The sequence below is a fragment of the Azonexus sp. genome, assembly GCF_036170495.1.
Classification (GTDB): domain Bacteria; phylum Pseudomonadota; class Gammaproteobacteria; order Burkholderiales; family Rhodocyclaceae; genus Azonexus.
This window is the reverse complement of sequence record NZ_JAVHPH010000273.1, coordinates 1-15,017: the sequence shown is the minus strand read 5'-3', so window position 1 is coordinate 15,017 and position 15,017 is coordinate 1. Positions and strand designations below refer to the sequence as shown.

Here is a 15,017-nt window from a genome sequence, read left to right as displayed (position 1 = left end):
AGCGGCGAAACCAATGTCGTCGCCTGGCGCATCATCATGCCGAGCTTCAGCGTTTATCGTCAGGCGGCAACGCCGACGCGGGTGCCCGAACTCGGCCAACTGGTTTTCACGCGCACTGACCGCAAGCATGAAGTGCAGGCCCGGCTCGCCCCGGGGCTGACCCTGCGCGACGTCTATCAACGTAGCTTCGTCACGCTGGCCCGTGTCGAGCGAGAGGGCCTGCAATGAACGATCAAACCCTGCACGCCCGCAACCCGGTTTTCGACGCGTCCATTTTTGGCCTGTGCCTGATCTTCGCCCTCGGGCTGCTCGCCATCGGCCAGACCGGCGACTGGTACGCCGGCTTCATCCCGGCGCAGCGGGCCAGCCAGGTCCTCTTGCCGCCCTGGCTCTGGGAAAGCCTGACGACGCTTGGCGACGGCCGTGTTCAATTGGCCCTCATGCTGCCCTTTTGCTTGCGCTACCCGCGCGTCTTCTGGGCCCTCGTCGTCGGCGCCCTGCTCGCCGGGGCGATGAGCCGCGGCCTCAAGATCGGGCTCGATCTGCCGCGGCCAGCTGCCGTGCTCGATGCCAGCCAGATCACCATCATCGGCGCCCGCCTGACGGCGCACAGCTTCCCGTCCGGCCACAGCGTCTCGGCCTTTTCCTTCGTCGTCGCCTGGCTTGCCCTGCTCGGCTGGTGGCGGGCCCTGCCCATCGTTGTCATCGCCGGGCTGGCCGCGTTTTCGCGCATTGCCGTCGGCGCCCACTGGCCGGTCGATGTGCTGGCCGGCGGCCTGGTTGGCCTGGTTGGCGGCTGGCTCGGCCTGCGCCTGAGCCGCCGCTGCCGCTGGGGCCTGGGGGTGCGCGCCCACTGGCTACTGGTTGCCATTGCGGTCGTCGCTGTGGCCACCCTGCCCTTCGACGGCCAGGGCTACCCGGCTACCCGGCCGTGGCGCATCGTCGCCTGCCTGTGGGGGCTGGGCGGCTTCGCGCTGTTCTACCTGCGGCCGCTGCTGCGCGGCGGCTGGCAGGCGGCGAACCGGCCGCTCGAAGGGCTTGCTGCGGAACGCCGCGGCGACTGATTTTTACCCTTCGCGCGCCGCCATGCCGGTATGCCGATTGCAATTTCGGCCGATAATTTGTACTGTCTGCCTGCCCGCTGCTCCCCCCTCAATCCGCCTCCGATGAGGCCAGGTCTGCTGCCCAAAACCCACCGCTCCGATGTTTTCATCCCTCCTCAAATACGTCGATATCGCCCGCCTGGTGGGGGCCGGGTTAAAGTGCCCGGCGTGCAATGGAACCGACTGTCGGCATTCAAGATGGCATTCGAAGAAAGAAAAGCTCGGCGCGGCGGGCTTGCGCCCCTGTCGCTGCCATGCGTGCTCGCATCGCTTTCTGGCGCGCAACCATGCTGCCCTGGAGCGGGTAGTGATCAACAGCACGGCCGTCGTCATGCTGTGCTTCGGGATTTTTGTCGTTGTCGATCTGTGGCTGGAACGCGTCGATAAGCCGAACAACGTGCCCGTTGCGCAGGCCGCACCGGCGCTCCCGGAAAAAAGCGCGACGGGCGCGCCGAATCGGCTGCTGACCGCCGGCGTCGCCGCCGATGCCAGCGACGACCCGGCAAGGCGCGCCGAAAAACAGGAGGAAGCGGCCGATAACGGCGATGTCGGGGCGATGCTTCAGCTCGGACGGGACCTGGCGACTGGCAATAATCGCCCGCAGGATGTCGAGCAGGCGGCCAAATGGGTGCAATTGGCGGCGGCGACCGGCAACCCTGAAGCGATGCTCGAACTGGGGCGGTTTTATCGTGATGGCCTGGGCGTCGCGCAGGATTCGGCGCGCGCCTACGTCTGGCTCAGTCGTGCCGCCGCTGCCGAGCAGACGGATGCCGTGCTGGAGCGCGAGGCGCTGGTGCGGACGATGGGCGAAGCGCCGCTCAAGGCAGCGCAAGCGCTGTCCTTGCCGACGCCACCGGCGGCCGCCCTCATCCCCCCAAAATAGCGAGTTTTCGGGAAGTATTGTGGCCGCTCGCCAAGCGAATACCGTTGGATGGCATCTCCGCCGAATCCCACGGTCAACCGGAAAAATGGCCCAAAAATGAAATGGCGCGGCAAGGTCCGCGCCGCGCCGCATCGCGGCCGCAATAAAAGCTTAACGAAGCCGTCACTTCCGGGTCACGGGCCGGCCGTATCGTGCGGCCATGCCCAAGGTCAGAAGCGTTTTTCTCTCCGACATCCACCTTGGCACGCGGGCGTGCCAGGCGGACAGACTCCTCGATTTCCTGCGCGAACACCCGGCCGAACAGACTTTCCTGATCGGCGACATCGTCGATTTCTGGGCGATGAGCCGCAGCATCTGCTGGTCGCCAGCGCAGAACACGGTGGTCCAGAAACTGCTGCGCCGGGCCCGGCACGGCGATCGCGTCGTGTTCATTCCCGGCAACCACGACGAAGCGTTGCGCAACTATTGCGGCATCATTTTCGGCGACATCGAGGTGGTCGACGAGGTGGTGCATGAAACCGCCGATGGCCGCTGTTTCCTGCTCATCCACGGCGACCAGTTCGACCAGGTGACGCGCCATCATCGCTGGGTCGCCGTGCTCGGCGACAAGGCCTACGAACTGCTCGTCCGTATCAACACGCTGCTCTCGTGGGGGCGGCGCAAGCTCGGCATTGCCGGCTACTGGTCGCTGGCCGGCTACGCCAAGCGCAAGGTCAAGACGGCGCTCAACTTTATTTTCGATTTCGAGGCATCGGCCATCCACCACGCCAGCGAGCGCGGCCTGGATGGCGTCATCTGCGGCCACATCCACTGGGCGACGATCCGCGAGATCGACGGCCTGACTTACGTGAATTGCGGCGACTGGGTCGATTCCTGCACGGCCATCGTCGAACACTTCGACGGCCGGCTCGAACTGGTCACCTGGGGCGAACAAAAGCCGGTAGCCATGCTGGCCGCCCCGGTTGCCGAAACTGTAGAGGCCTGAGATGCGTGTTTTGATGGTTTCCGACGTGTATTTCCCGCGCGTCAATGGCGTCTCGACCTCCATCGAGACTTTCCGCCGCACGCTGTCGGCGCATGGCGTCGAAGTCCGGCTGGTCGTCCCGCGCTACGGCGACGAGGCCGACGAGCCAGGCATCGTCCGCGTCGCCGGTCGCCCCGTGCCCGGCGACCGCGAAGACCGGCTGGTCGGCTGGCGGGCGATGCACCGGGCTGTGCTCGACGCGGCGCAGGACTGCGACCTGATCCACGTCCAGACCCCGTTTGTCGCCCACTACGCCGGCCTGAAAGCCGGGCGGCGGCTCGGTCTGCCGGTGGTGGCGACCTATCACACCCTGTTCGAGGAATACCTGCAGCACTACGCCAAGCCGATTCCGCCGAGCTGGCTGCGCGGCCAGGCGCGCGCCTTGTCACGCCGGCAATGCAATCAGCTCGACGCCGTGATCGTGCCGTCGACGGCCATGCGCCAGCGGCTCGACAGCTATGGCGTCACCGCGCCGATGCACATCCTGCCCACCGGCATCCCGATGGCGCAGTTTGCCGGCGGCAGCGGCATGCGCTTTCGCCAGAAATTCGGCGTTGGCGAATCGCGGCCGATGGCCTTGTTCGTCGGCCGCGTCGCGCACGAAAAGAATATCGGCTTCCTGCTCAAAGCTCTTGCTCAGGCCCGCCAGATCCGCCCCGACGCCCTGCTCGTGATTGCCGGCGAAGGCCCGGCCATGGCCGACCTCAAGGTGCAGACCGCGGCGCTGGGTTTGCTGGATGCCGTCCAGTTCATCGGCTATCTCGACCGCCAGCAGGCGCTACCCGATTGCTATGCCGCAGCCGACGTCTTCGTCTTCGCCTCGCGCACCGAAACGCAGGGGCTGGTCCTACTCGAAGCGATGGCAGCCGGCGTGCCGGTCATCGCGCTATCTGAAATGGGGACGACCGACATTCTCGCGCCGGCCCGTGGCGCCTTCTCGCCGCCGAACGACGCGCGGGCCTTCGGCGAAGTGCTCGGCCAGTTCCTTAAACATCCCGAAGCCTGGCACCACCTCGCCGAAGAGGCGCCGATCTACGCGCGGGAATGGAGCGATGGGGCGATGGCCGAACGGCTGGCGCGTCTTTATGGCGAGCTGGCCGATTGCAAAATTGGCCAGAATTTCCGGTTGACCGTAGCGATCTAAAAAAGCGTCGGCGAGATCAGCCGCAGGCCGATCGAGAACCAGTGCTGGTCGCTGATGGCGCCAAATTGGCTGCCGTAGGTGGTGTCGATCTGAACGTGACCGGGAACGATCCAGTAACGGACGCCCATCTGGAAAAACGGGTTGCCCTTGTCCTGGCCGTAGCTTTCGGCGATCAGGTAGCTCCTCGGCGTGATCTCGATTTCGCTACCGAGGCCCCAGGTCAGGCGGTTTTCCTGGTTTTCGCGTTCGCGGGTGTAGCCGAGGTTGGTGTGGATGACCACCCGGTCGTCGGCCAGCGAAAAGCTGACCGGCAGGTAAAAATACGGGTTGCCGGTGTGGGCGCTGCCCGGCTGCGTGGCGTAACCGGTGGCGAAGCCGACGCCGTAACCGTTGGTTGTCAGTGGCTTGAGCAGGGTCTTGCCTTGAATGACCAGGGCACCGCTGTCCTGGTGGCTGTCGGTATAAGCCACCGCGCCACCGAAGGTCAGTTCGAAATTGCCGCCCGGATTGCAGGCCGGCAAGGCCCAGAACTCGTGCTGGCTGCCGTGCAGGTGCACCCAGGATTCGACCTGGCAGGCGCCGGCATCGGTCAGCCGGGCGTCGTCGGTAGTCATCGGGCGGGCGGCGTGGGCGGCCGGCACGATGACGAAGAGGCTGAGCAGGGTGGCAAGCAGGCGCATGGGCAAAATAGTCGAGAGCGTATGGGCAAATTGTGACAGAGCGATGACTTTTGCTGTCATCAAAGCTTAGCGCTGGGTGATTACCGTAGGCGCTTTCGCGGAGATAGCATGCAGGAACCCTCGTCGAACGAACTCGGCCTCGATCCGGCCAACGAATCGCCCTTCAAGGGCAAGACCGGACTGCGCCGGGTGTGGAACGCCCTGACTTACTCGCTGGCCGGCCTCAAGGCCGCTTACCTGTGCGAAGACGCCTTCCGCCAGGAAGTCATCCTCGCCGCCCTGCTCATTCCGGCCGCCTTCCTGCTGCCCGTGCCGTGGCTGGGCCGCGGCCTGATGATCGCCAGCGTGTTGCTCGTCCTCGTCGTCGAATTGCTCAATTCGGCCATTGAAGCCGTGGTCGACCGCGTCAGCCTGGAAAACCATCGCCTGGCCAAGCGCGCCAAGGACATCGGCAGCGCCGCGGTGCTCGTTTCGCTGATCATCGTCATGGTCGTCTGGGGATGTGTGCTCATGGAGATTGCCTGATGTCGCTAAGCATCGCTTTCGTCACTGAAACCTTCCCGCCCGAGGTCAATGGCGTCGCGATGACCGTTGGCCGGCTGGTCGGCGGCTTGCGCGAGCGCGGCCATCGGGTCAGCGTCATTCGGCCGCGGCAAGGCAAGGGCGATGCCGGCAGCGAACACGAACTGGCCTTGCCCGGCTTGCCGCTGCCCGGCTATCCCGGCCTGCGCTTCGGCCTGCCGGCCGGGCGTCGGCTGGCCCGGCAATGGCGCCAGCAGCGGCCCGATCTGGTCCATGTCGTGACCGAGGGGCCGCTCGGCTGGTCGGCCGTCAGCGTCGCCCGCAAGATGGGCATCCCGGTCACCTCCGGCTTTCATACCAATTTCGATCGCTACAGTGTGCATTACGGCATGGGCTGGATGCGCCCAGCCGTCGCCGCCTACCTGCGCACCCTGCACCGGCGGACGCTGGCGACTATGGTGCCGACGGCGGCGCTGGCCGCCGATCTGGCCGGCGAGGGGTTGCGCGGCGTGCGTGTCGTCGGCCGTGGCGTCGATACGCAACTCTACGATCCGGCCCGGCGCAGCCAGGTCTTGCGCCAGAGCTGGGGCGTCGAGGGCGACGGGCCGGCCTGTCTTTACGTCGGCCGGGTGGCGGCCGAAAAGAATCTGGCGCTGGTCAAAAAGACCTTTGCCGCCATCCAGGTCTGGCATCCCAAGGCCAAAATGATCTGGGTCGGCGACGGCCCGTCGGCCAAACAACTCGCCGCCGAGCATCCCGATCACCATTTCGCCGGCATGCGCCTCGGTGAAGAGTTGGCTGCCCATTACGCCAGCGCCGACCTCTTTCTCTTTCCCAGCCTGACCGAAACTTACGGCAATGTCGTCGCCGAAGCGATGGCCAGCGGCTTGCCGGTCATCGCCTACCGCAGTGCGGCGGCGGCCGAACTGATCGCCCAGCAGAAAAACGGCATGGTTGCCTCGCCCGGTGACGAGCGCGGCTATGTCGATGGCGCGCTGTGGATGCTTGAAGAGGCCGAGCGCCTCGGCGAAATGGCCGAAGCCGCCCGCCAGACGATGCTGCCGCGCAGCTGGGGCGGCGTCGTCGACAGCTTTGAAAACGTCGCCCGCGAAGCGCTGGCGATTCAGCCCTGAATACTGTGCAGTTCGACCACGGCTGGATCGCCGCCGTGGTCGATCAGGATGCGTTTGACGCGATCCTGCCAGAGTTCGCCGAACAGCTTTTTCTCCGCCGGGCTGGCCGTGCCCTGAACGACGGCCGGCAGCAGCTCGCCGAGGCGCGGGTCGGCCGCGATCAAATTTGGCCGAAAAATCGCGTTGACCGTAGCATTCGTGTCGAGCCGGGTAAACGTCATGCCGACGCAGCCGCTGACGCCGAATTGCAGCAAACCACGCCGCACATGCTGCCCGCCCAGGCCCTTGAACCCGCCATCGCCGGCCGCCCCGGTGAGCAGCGTGGCGACACTGGCGATGACGCCGGCGACGCCCGTATCAATGCTTTCTTGCAGGCTGACAGCGATGTTGCCGCGCACCGGAATTTCCTCGCCGTAGAGCGCCCGCAAGGCGCGCACGCTGCTCAGCCAGGCGCCAGCCACCGTCGGGCAGGAATGCCCGGCCAGTTTGACCGCATCGGCAAAGCAATACTCGATCAGCCCACCCTCCGCGGCGCCGAGCAACTCGGCCAGCGGGTCGCGCAGGGTGATGGGGGGAACGCGGGAAAAGAATTCGGGAAAGGCCATGCTGATCTCCTTGAGCCGGCAGTATGCGTAGCCGGCCGGAGCGTGACCTTGATGTCGGTCAGGCGCGCTGGATCAGTTCGATCTTGTAGCCATCCGGATCTTCGACAAAAGCGATGATCGTCGAGCCATGCTTCATCGGCCCGGCTTCGCGCACGACCTTGCCGCCGCGCGCCTTGATCGCGGCGCAGGCGGCTGCCGCATCGGGCACGGCCAGCGCGACGTGGCCGTAGCCGTTGCCGAGCTCGTAGCTCGGCGTGTCCCAGTTATGGGTCAGTTCGAGGACGGCTTGGCTGGCCTCATCGCCGTAGCCGACGAAGGCCAGCGTGAAGCGGCCTTCCGGGTAATCGGTGCGGCGCAGCAGCTGCATGCCGAGAATTTCGGTGTAGAAGGCGATCGATTTGTCGAGATCGCCGACGCGGATCATGGTGTGCAGAATGCGCATGCGTTTTCCTTAAAAGTGGGGGATTTGCCGGGCCAGTCGGCGCAGTTCGAGGCGGCGCGCCTGCCAGTCCGGGCAAAGTTGCTCCACCACAGACCAGAAGCGCGGGCTGTGGTTCATTTCCTTGAGGTGCGCCAGTTCGTGGCAAACGACGTAATCGACGATGGCCAGCGGCATGAACATGAGCCGCCAGTTCAGGGCGATGCCGCCGTGGTGGCTGCAACTGCCCCAGCGCGTGCGGGCCGACGACAGGCGCAGCGGTGGCGGGGCAACGCCGAGGCGCGGGGCATGGATGGCCAGCCGTTCGGCGAAGACGGTGCGGGCTTTCTCGCGCAGGGCTTTTTCGAGCAGGTCGTTGGCCGTGTGGGCGGCATCGGGACGCAGGTAAAGCGTGCCGGGGCCGAACTGCCAGCGGCTGCGGCCGACCTCGGTGAAGGCGACGGTCAACGGCTCGCCGAGAGTAAAAACCACGGTGCCATCGGTGATCTCCAGCTGGCTGGCGGCCGGGCGGTCGCGCCAGGCGGCCAGTTTATCGAGCACCCACTGGCCGTGCTCGTGAATCAGGCTTTCGATGTCGCCGAGGCGGGCCCGCATCGGGGCGCCGACGCGCAGGCCGCGGTGGTCGATGGCCAGGCCGATGGTCCGGCGCTGGCTGCGCTTGAGCTGGTAGGCGACGGCCTGGCCGGCGATAACGATGCGGCGCGCCGGCTCAGGTGGCGTTGTGCGAGGCATCCGCGTAGCGATGCGGCGAGATGCGGTGCATCTCGTCTTCGATCCAGGCAGCGGCCCGCTGATTGACTTCGGCTTCGGTCATCCCGGTGGCGTCGAAAGCCGGGCCGATGCTGATCGTGACGGTGCCCGGCGTTTTCAGAAAAGCCTGGCGCGGCCACAGTTCGCCGGCGTCGTGGGCAATCGGCACAACCTTGCAGCCGACACGGGTGGCGAGGTAGGCGCCGCCCGGCTTGTAGCGTTTTTTCTGGCCCGGCGCGACACGCGTGCCTTCGGGGAAGAGGATGACGTAAAAGCCCTGCTTGAGACGCTCGCGACCCTGGGTGACAACTTGGTCGAGGGCGTCCTTGCCGGCGGCGCGATCAATCGAAATCATCTTCATGGCGGCCAGTCCCCAGCCGACCAGCGGGACGCGCAGCAATTCCTTCTTGAGCACGAAGACGCAGTAGGCGCCGGCCGGCACGAGATCCTGAATGGTCATCGTTTCCCAGGCCGACTGGTGTTTGGAAAGAATGACGCAAGGCTCTTTGGGCATGTTCTCGAGGCCGATGACCTTGGGCCGGATGCCGAGAATGTTCTCGACGCCGAACTGGATGCCGAGGCGCCACAGCTTGCCGAAACGGTAGCCCCACAGCCCGCGCAGGGCGAGGGCAGCGATGACGACGAGCGGCGCGGTAAGGATCGACCAGACGAGGGCATAGGCCATGAACAGTGTGGAACGCACAGCCTTCATGGTGTCGTCTCCTTGAGGATGGCGTCGACCGCCGCCGACAGGTCCTTGAATTCCAGCGTGCCTTCCGGCAATTCGTTGTCGGCCTTGGTTCTTTCGCCCTTGCCGGTCATCACCAGCATCGGCTGGCAGCCCGCCGCGGCGCAGGCCTGCAGGTCACGCAGCGAATCGCCGATGGCCGGGACGCCCTTGAGGTCGACGTTGAATGTCTCGGAAATGCGTTTGAACATCCCGGCTTTCGGCTTGCGGCAATCGCATTTCGAATCGGCCGCATGCGGGCAATAGAAAATGGCGTCGATCCGCCCGCCCAGCGCGACCACGGCCTTGTGCATCTTGGTGTGGATCTGGTTCAGCGTTTCCATGTCGAACAAGCCGCGCCCGACGCCCGACTGGTTGGTCGCGACGACCACCTTGTAGCCGCACTGGGTGAGGCGGGCGATCGCTTCCAGACTGCCCGGAATCGGCTTCCATTCGGCCGGTGTTTTGATGAACTGGGCGGAATCGAAGTTGATGACCCCGTCGCGGTCGAGGATGACGAGCTTGGTCGGCATGGCGTTCTTCCCGGTCAGAGCCTGTGAATTTGATGGGGGCGCCCGAGCAACGTGCACAAGCGTGCACGATCAAGGCGCAAAGCACAGCCATAGCTTGGGCTATGGCGAGCATTTGCAACGCCGAGCGGGCTCGTTTGGGCGCGGGGAGCGGGTATGAACATGAATTTCACAGGCTCTCTAGGCCGACAGCTTGGAAATGTCGGCGACCTTGTTCATCGCCACGTGGAGCTTGGCGAGCAGGCCGAGGCGGTTGGCGCGCAGGGCCGGATCGTCGGCATTGACCATGACGCCGTCGAAGAAGGCATCGACCGGGGCGCGCAGGGCGGCGAGTGCGGTCAGCGATTCGGCATAGTCGCCGGTAACGAAGGCAGCATCGGCCTGCGGGACGACCTCGACGAGCGCGTCGTGCAGGGCGATTTCCGGGGCTTCCTTGAGCAGGGCGTTATCGACCGTCGGCTCGACCGGGTTTTCGACTTTTTTCAGGATGTTGCCGACCCGCTTGTTGGCAGCGGCCAGCGCGGCCGCTTCCGGCAAGGCGGCGAAGGCGCGGACGGCGGCCAGGCGCTTGGGGATGTCGCCGAGACGCTGCGGCCGCTGGCTGACCACGGCATCGACTTCCTGTGCCGTGTAACCCTGCTCGCGCAGGCTGCCGGCCAGGCGGTCGTAGATGAAGTCGGCCAGCTCGGCATCGGCGCTCTTGAAGCCTTCAACGGCGGCAAAGGCGCTGCTTGCTACGGTCAACAGGGAATTGAGCGGTAAATCGAGATTGCCTTCAGCCAGCATGCGGATGGTGCCCAGCGCGTGGCGACGCAAGGCGAACGGGTCGCGGTCGCCGGTCGGGATTTGCCCGATGCCGAACATGCCGACCAGCGTTTCGAGCTTGTCGGCCAGCGCGACGACCGTGCCAACCCTGCCGCGCGGCAGGCTGTCGCCGGCAAAGCGCGGCTTGTAGTGGTCTTCGATGGCGTCGGCGACATCGGCATTGAGGCCGTCGTGCTGGGCGTAGTAGCGGCCCATGATGCCCTGCAGTTCGGGGAACTCGCCAACCATGTCGGTGAGCAGGTCGGCCTTGGCCAGCAACGCGGCCTGCTCGGCGTGCTGGGTCAGTTCGCCACCGCCAAGATGCTCGCCGATGGCGCGGGCAATTGCCGCGACGCGCTGAACGCGCTCGCCCTGGGTGCCCAGCTTGTTGTGATAAACGACCTTGGACAGGCCGATGACGCGGCTTTCCAGCGATTTCTTGCGATCCTGGTCGAAGAAGAACTTGGCGTCCGCTAACCGTGGGCGCACGACGCGCTCGTTGCCGCCGATCACGGCGGAAGCGTCTTCCGGGCTGATGTTGCTGACGATGAGGAACTTGTTGGTCAGCTTGCCGGCTGCGTCGAGGAGCGGGAAGTATTTCTGGTTGGCCTTCATGGTCAGGATCAGGCATTCCTGCGGCACGGCGAGGAATTCTTCTTCAAACTGACCGATCAGCACGTTCGGGCGTTCGACCAGGGCGGTGACTTCGTCGAGCAGGGCGTCGTCGTCGATGGGCTTGCCGCCAGCTTTTGCGGCAGCAGCTTCGAGTTGGCGGGCGATTTCGGCGCGGCGCTCGGCGAAGGAGGCGATGACGGCACCGTCGGTCGCCAGCTTCGTGGCGTATTCGTCGGCGTTGTTGATGACGACCGGATCGACGGTCGCTTCAAAACGGTGGCCGTGGGTTTCGCGACCGGAAGTCAGTCCGAGAACGGCCAGCGGCACGACGTCGCTGCCGTGCAGGGCAACGAGGCCATGGGCTGGGCGGACGAAATTGACGCTGCTCCAGCCATCCCGCAACTGGTAGGTCATGACCTTGGGGATGGGCAGTGCGGCGAGCGCGGCTTCGAGTGCCTTTTGCAGACCTTCGGACAGCGTTGCACCCTTGGCCAGGCTTTCGTAGAACAGCACGTCGGCCTTGCCGTCATTCTCGCGGCGCAGGTTCGGGACGCAGGAAGCGTCGGCGCCGAGGGCAGTGAGCTTCTTGAGCAGGGCTGGCGTGGCGTTGCCGGCGGCGTCGAGGCCAACGGCGACCGGCATGAGCTTCTGGACAACCGGCTTGTCGGCGGCGACGGCAGCGACTTCGGTGACATGGGCGGCCAGACGGCGCGGCGAGGCGTAGGCGGTGAAGGCTGCGGTCGACGCGGCCAAACCGGTGTTTTTCAGCGAGGCGGCCAGCGTCTGGGCAAACACTTCGCCCAGCTTCTTGAGTGCCTTGGGCGGCAGTTCTTCAACAAACAGTTCAACGAGGAGGTTTTTCATCGATTCGGTTTCCAATTTTTTGGATTGCCTGCGCGGCCGAGAAACATGGCTGCTGCGGCCGACGGGGAGTCAAATTCGTAATCTTGAGAAAGTTTGTATCGTGCATCGCCGTCAAGAGGCTGCAGCACCTCCTCTTGAATCAAATGCTGATACATACGGTAATAGTTATGTGTTGGAAAATGCTCTGCCGGTTTTCCTGAAATTGAATCTGCGAGAACCAAAAAACGTCCGTTAGGAAGGTGTTTCCCTTTTGCATGAGCGCCGTTTCTGCCTGTTAGCAATAAAATCTCCGCATCAGCTAACGAGAGTTCTGAGTGGCTGGGCAACGATTTTTTTGGAGGGAAAGATTTGCTAGTCGAGCGCTCTTCTTTCAGGCTGGTAGAAGGGCTAAAGACTGAGTGCATGTTTTCCAAAACAAATTTTTTGGCTTCTTCTAGTGAAAGTGTTACTGCACGTTCATGGCAGCGTTTTATAAAACAATCGACCTTGCTATTCGTGGGGTCGAGTTCTGCGTCACGAAGAGCTTTTGGCAAAACGTCATACATCGTTCTTTGGTCATCTGTACGGCGAAGGGATATACGAGCCTGCTCAACTGCTTTGCCTGTAACGAGGCTTTCCTGAGACAGAAACGTTATGAAAATATTCTCTATCTCGTCAATAGACGCTCCCTTATCCAGGAGGCTGATATGTTCAAAACATTTTTGCCGAAATTCGCCGGCTGCACCGGCCCAGTAAAACCGCCAGAGTTGCCCATCGGTCAGAACTGATATTTCAGCTTGATTATTGCGGTTGTAATCCCTGAGTTGCCGCTCTGCAGTTTCAAGATTCGTAGCCAGTTTTCCAACGGCTTTAACCTCGATGAAAATTGCCGGCCGCAGATGTTGCGGAGGAAGAAACGCCGCGATGTCTACCCTGGTAGAGTCTTCGCTTCTTATCGGGGAAAACTCGGGATGTACCTCGATGGGGTTCCAGATATCCCACCCTAATCGCTGTAGAAGCCGGTTAACAATGGCTACACGAACATGTTCTTCGTTTTTGTAGTCACCGTTACGTAAACGATTGGCAATATCTTCCAATGCTATTTTCATTATTGGCTAGTCGGTAGGGGATTTAGGCAGCTTTCTTTGCGTTCTGCTCAGCGAGCTTGTTCAGGACTTCGGCAGCCCATTCCTTCGGGGCCATCGGGAAGCCGAGGCGGGCGCGGCTGTCGAGATAGGCTTGCGCCACGGCGCGGGCCAGATTGCGGATGCGGCCGATGTAGGCGGCGCGCTCGGTGACCGAAATGGCGCCGCGGGCGTCGAGCAGGTTGAAGGTGTGCGCGGCTTTCAGGACTTGCTCGTAGGCCGGCAGAGGCAACTGGTTGCCCATCAGGTGCACGGCGGTTTCTTCATGTTTGCCGAAGGCGTGGAACAGGAACTCGACGTTGCTGTGCTCGAAGTTGTAGGCCGATTGCTCGACTTCGTTCTGGTGATAGACGTCGCCATAGGTCAGGCCTTCCGTCCACGTCAGGTCGAAAACGTTTTCAACGCCTTGCAGGTACATGGCCAGACGCTCAATGCCGTAGGTGATTTCGCCGGTGATCGGCTTGCAGTCGATGCCGCCGACTTGCTGGAAGTAGGTGAATTGCGTCACTTCCATGCCGTTCATCCAGACTTCCCAACCGAGGCCCCAGGCGCCGAGCGTCGGGTTTTCCCAATCGTCTTCGACGAAACGCACGTCGTTTTTCTTGAGGTCGAAACCGAGGGCTTCGAGCGAGCCGAGGTAGAGCTCAAGGATGTTGTCCGGCGCCGGCTTGAGGACGACCTGGAACTGGTAGTAATGCTGCATGCGGTTCGGGTTCTCGCCGTAGCGGCCATCCTTCGGGCGGCGCGATGGCTGCACGTAGGCGGCTTTCCACGGCTCGGGGCCGATGGCGCGCAGAAAGGTGGCGGTGTGGCTGGTGCCGGCGCCGACTTCCATGTCGTAGGGCTGGAGCAGGGCGCAGCCCTTGGCGCTCCAGTATTGCTGCAGGCGCAGGATGATTTCCTGGAATGTCGGTTTTTTGGTGGTGCTCATCGGAGGCAATCGGTGATGTTCTGAGACGCACGATTTTACTTGCTTTTGCCATGGATGGAGCGGAACGAAGCCGGTGCCGTCCTCTCCTCCCCCTTCAAGGGGGAGGCAGGGTGGGGGATGGGCGGGAAATGCGTGTCGCTGCAATATTCTGACCACTTGTGACCCATCCCCACCCCGACCCTCCCCTTGAAGGGGAGGGGTGGCGTTTCATGCTATTGCACTGCACGGAACGAAGCAGGGGGCATACTGTCTGCCACATCTCTGGACAATTAACAGGAATCAAAATGCCGGAATCGATGATCATGCAAAAAACAACCCTGGCTGGTGGCTGCTTCTGGTGCCTGGAGGCGGCCTTCGAGCAGCTGGATGGCGTTATCTCGGTGCTGCCCGGCTACATGGGCGGCCATGATCCGCAGCCGACCTACGAGGCGGTATGTCGCGGCGATAGCGGCCACGCCGAAGTTGTGCAGATCGCCTTCGACCCGGCGAAAATCGACTTCGAGACGCTGCTCACGGCCTTCTTCACGATCCACGATCCGACCACCCTGAATCGCCAGGGGCACGATACCGGCACGCAATACCGCTCGGCTATTTTTTTCCACGATGCCGGCCAGCAGGCCGTCGCCGAAGCCTTGATCGGCCGCCTCAACAGTGATGGCATCTGGGGGGCGCCGATCGTCACCGAGGTGACGCCGGCGTCGACTTTTTTCGTTGCCGAGGAATATCACCACCAGTATTTCCGGCGTAATCCGTACCAGGGTTATTGCATGGCCGTGGTGGCGCCCAAGGCGCTCAAATTGCGCCAGGTTTTTGCCGAGCGGATCAAGGCCGGCTGAGCTCTTCCCACGACCACAGAAACAGCTGCTGGCCCTAGGGTCAACCGGAAAAAATGGCCAAAATTGAAAGGGCGTATTTCGACCTGCTTTTGCCGGGTTGTCGGAGCGCTGTTTTAATTCCTGTTGTTGCGGCGATGCAACACCAATGGCCGCAAGTGCAGGCCTCTGGATTGACAATATTCATATAAATCAATATAGTGCAACCAGTGCTGCGGTGCAGCATCGGTTTCGCGGCGTTGTCAGCCTGTCTGGCCGCGAACTCCAGCGATCCCCGTTCCGGGGCCTGGCCGATGTCGTACCCCC

The 15,017-nt window shown here is 63.3% G+C and carries 17 protein-coding genes and 1 pseudogene; 8 read left to right on the top strand and 10 right to left on the bottom strand.

Annotated features, from left to right (window positions below; genetic code table 11):
* The 5 genes and pseudogenes from ADADOO_RS09980 to ADADOO_RS09960 form a co-directional block, all read left to right on the top strand.
* Window positions 1-228 (top strand): annotated as a pseudogene (locus ADADOO_RS09980) (hypothetical protein); the annotation flags it as partial.
* Window positions 225-1,064 (top strand): phosphatase PAP2 family protein, encoded by an 840-nt coding sequence (locus ADADOO_RS09975; protein WP_511277182.1) that lies wholly within the window; start codon window positions 225-227, stop codon window positions 1,062-1,064. The pseudogene ADADOO_RS09980 and the gene ADADOO_RS09975, both read left to right, overlap by 4 nt.
* 346 nt (window positions 1,065-1,410) lie before the next feature.
* Window positions 1,411-1,986 (top strand): tetratricopeptide repeat protein, encoded by a 576-nt coding sequence (locus ADADOO_RS09970; RefSeq protein ID WP_511277181.1) that lies wholly within the window; start codon window positions 1,411-1,413, stop codon window positions 1,984-1,986.
* Between the two features lie 199 nt (window positions 1,987-2,185).
* Entirely contained in the window at window positions 2,186-2,971 is a 786-nt protein-coding gene (locus ADADOO_RS09965; protein ID WP_511277179.1) for a UDP-2,3-diacylglucosamine diphosphatase, read from the top strand.
* A 1-nt stretch (window position 2,972) separates the two neighbouring features.
* Window positions 2,973-4,154: a glycosyltransferase gene (locus ADADOO_RS09960; protein ID WP_511277177.1), complete on the top strand. Its 1,182-nt coding sequence runs from the start codon at window positions 2,973-2,975 to the stop codon at window positions 4,152-4,154.
* Here the strand turns inward: ADADOO_RS09960 and ADADOO_RS09955 are convergent.
* Window positions 4,151-4,834 (bottom strand): PA4824 family protein, encoded by a 684-nt coding sequence (locus tag ADADOO_RS09955; RefSeq protein WP_511277175.1) that lies wholly within the window; start codon window positions 4,832-4,834, stop codon window positions 4,151-4,153. The two genes, ADADOO_RS09960 and ADADOO_RS09955, sit on opposite strands and share 4 nt — an antisense overlap.
* A gap of 108 nt (window positions 4,835-4,942) precedes the next feature.
* Here ADADOO_RS09955 and ADADOO_RS09950 point away from each other — a divergent pair, with 108 nt between their 5' ends.
* Window positions 4,943-5,359, top strand: coding sequence for a diacylglycerol kinase (locus ADADOO_RS09950; protein ID WP_511277174.1), 417 nt, complete (start codon window positions 4,943-4,945; stop codon window positions 5,357-5,359).
* A complete protein-coding gene (locus ADADOO_RS09945) occupies window positions 5,359-6,489 on the top strand; it encodes a glycosyltransferase family 4 protein (RefSeq protein WP_511277172.1) in 1,131 nt (376 codons plus the stop codon). The genes ADADOO_RS09950 and ADADOO_RS09945 overlap by 1 nt, the downstream gene beginning before the upstream one ends.
* Here the strand turns inward: ADADOO_RS09945 and ADADOO_RS09940 are convergent.
* The 8 genes from ADADOO_RS09940 to glyQ all read right to left on the bottom strand — a co-directional run bounded on the left by ADADOO_RS09940 (window position 6,480) and on the right by glyQ (window position 13,878).
* A complete protein-coding gene (locus ADADOO_RS09940) occupies window positions 6,480-7,094 on the bottom strand; it encodes a hypothetical protein (RefSeq protein ID WP_511277170.1) in 615 nt (204 codons plus the stop codon). The genes ADADOO_RS09945 and ADADOO_RS09940 overlap by 10 nt on opposite strands.
* A gap of 58 nt (window positions 7,095-7,152) precedes the next feature.
* Window positions 7,153-7,536: a lactoylglutathione lyase gene (gene gloA, locus ADADOO_RS09935; RefSeq protein WP_511277168.1), complete on the bottom strand. Its 384-nt coding sequence runs from the start codon at window positions 7,534-7,536 to the stop codon at window positions 7,153-7,155.
* A 9-nt stretch (window positions 7,537-7,545) separates the two neighbouring features.
* On the bottom strand, window positions 7,546-8,265 hold the full coding sequence (locus ADADOO_RS09930; RefSeq protein ID WP_511277167.1) for a M48 family metallopeptidase: 720 nt from the start codon (window positions 8,263-8,265) through the stop codon (window positions 7,546-7,548).
* On the bottom strand, window positions 8,243-8,995 hold the full coding sequence (locus ADADOO_RS09925; RefSeq protein ID WP_511277165.1) for a lysophospholipid acyltransferase family protein: 753 nt from the start codon (window positions 8,993-8,995) through the stop codon (window positions 8,243-8,245). Before ADADOO_RS09925 ends, ADADOO_RS09930 begins: the two co-directional genes overlap by 23 nt.
* On the bottom strand, window positions 8,992-9,543 hold the full coding sequence (gene gmhB, locus ADADOO_RS09920; RefSeq protein ID WP_511277163.1) for a D-glycero-beta-D-manno-heptose 1,7-bisphosphate 7-phosphatase: 552 nt from the start codon (window positions 9,541-9,543) through the stop codon (window positions 8,992-8,994). The genes ADADOO_RS09925 and gmhB overlap by 4 nt, the downstream gene beginning before the upstream one ends.
* A gap of 177 nt (window positions 9,544-9,720) precedes the next feature.
* A complete protein-coding gene (gene glyS, locus ADADOO_RS09915; RefSeq protein ID WP_511277161.1) occupies window positions 9,721-11,823 on the bottom strand; it encodes a glycine--tRNA ligase subunit beta in 2,103 nt (700 codons plus the stop codon).
* Entirely contained in the window at window positions 11,820-12,899 is a 1,080-nt protein-coding gene (locus tag ADADOO_RS09910; protein WP_511277160.1) for a DUF4357 domain-containing protein, read from the bottom strand. Before ADADOO_RS09910 ends, glyS begins: the two co-directional genes overlap by 4 nt.
* 34 nt (window positions 12,900-12,933) lie before the next feature.
* Complete coding sequence (gene glyQ, locus ADADOO_RS09905; protein ID WP_511277158.1) at window positions 12,934-13,878, bottom strand: glycine--tRNA ligase subunit alpha; 945 nt, start codon at window positions 13,876-13,878, stop codon at window positions 12,934-12,936.
* A 302-nt stretch (window positions 13,879-14,180) separates the two neighbouring features.
* On the opposite strand from glyQ, the gene msrA reads away from it, so the two are divergent.
* Entirely contained in the window at window positions 14,181-14,714 is a 534-nt protein-coding gene (gene msrA / locus ADADOO_RS09900) for a peptide-methionine (S)-S-oxide reductase MsrA (protein ID WP_511277156.1), read from the top strand.
* Between the two features lie 40 nt (window positions 14,715-14,754).
* Here msrA and ADADOO_RS09895 read toward each other — a convergent pair.
* On the bottom strand, window positions 14,755-15,017 hold a 263-nt coding region (locus tag ADADOO_RS09895; RefSeq protein ID WP_511277154.1), incomplete at its 5' end, for a hypothetical protein.

Excerpts from the sequence above, each read along its gene's own strand:
- ADADOO_RS09975 (WP_511277182.1), top strand. The coding sequence starts at position 225 with ATGAACGATCAAACCCTGCACGCCCGCAACCCGGTTTTCGACGCGTCC.
- ADADOO_RS09965 (WP_511277179.1), top strand. The coding sequence starts at position 2,186 with ATGCCCAAGGTCAGAAGCGTTTTTCTCTCCGACATCCACCTTGGCACG.
- ADADOO_RS09960 (WP_511277177.1), top strand. The coding sequence starts at position 2,973 with ATGCGTGTTTTGATGGTTTCCGACGTGTATTTCCCGCGCGTCAATGGC.
- ADADOO_RS09955 (WP_511277175.1), bottom strand. The coding sequence starts at position 4,834 with ATGCGCCTGCTTGCCACCCTGCTCAGCCTCTTCGTCATCGTGCCGGCC.
- ADADOO_RS09950 (WP_511277174.1), top strand. The coding sequence starts at position 4,943 with ATGCAGGAACCCTCGTCGAACGAACTCGGCCTCGATCCGGCCAACGAA.
- ADADOO_RS09945 (WP_511277172.1), top strand. The coding sequence starts at position 5,359 with ATGTCGCTAAGCATCGCTTTCGTCACTGAAACCTTCCCGCCCGAGGTC.
- ADADOO_RS09940 (WP_511277170.1), bottom strand. The coding sequence starts at position 7,094 with ATGGCCTTTCCCGAATTCTTTTCCCGCGTTCCCCCCATCACCCTGCGC.
- gloA (WP_511277168.1), bottom strand. The coding sequence starts at position 7,536 with ATGCGCATTCTGCACACCATGATCCGCGTCGGCGATCTCGACAAATCG.
- ADADOO_RS09930 (WP_511277167.1), bottom strand. The coding sequence starts at position 8,265 with ATGCCTCGCACAACGCCACCTGAGCCGGCGCGCCGCATCGTTATCGCC.
- ADADOO_RS09925 (WP_511277165.1), bottom strand. The coding sequence starts at position 8,995 with ATGAAGGCTGTGCGTTCCACACTGTTCATGGCCTATGCCCTCGTCTGG.
- gmhB (WP_511277163.1), bottom strand. The coding sequence starts at position 9,543 with ATGCCGACCAAGCTCGTCATCCTCGACCGCGACGGGGTCATCAACTTC.
- glyS (WP_511277161.1), bottom strand. The coding sequence starts at position 11,823 with ATGAAAAACCTCCTCGTTGAACTGTTTGTTGAAGAACTGCCGCCCAAG.
- glyQ (WP_511277158.1), bottom strand. The coding sequence starts at position 13,878 with ATGAGCACCACCAAAAAACCGACATTCCAGGAAATCATCCTGCGCCTG.
- msrA (WP_511277156.1), top strand. The coding sequence starts at position 14,181 with ATGCAAAAAACAACCCTGGCTGGTGGCTGCTTCTGGTGCCTGGAGGCG.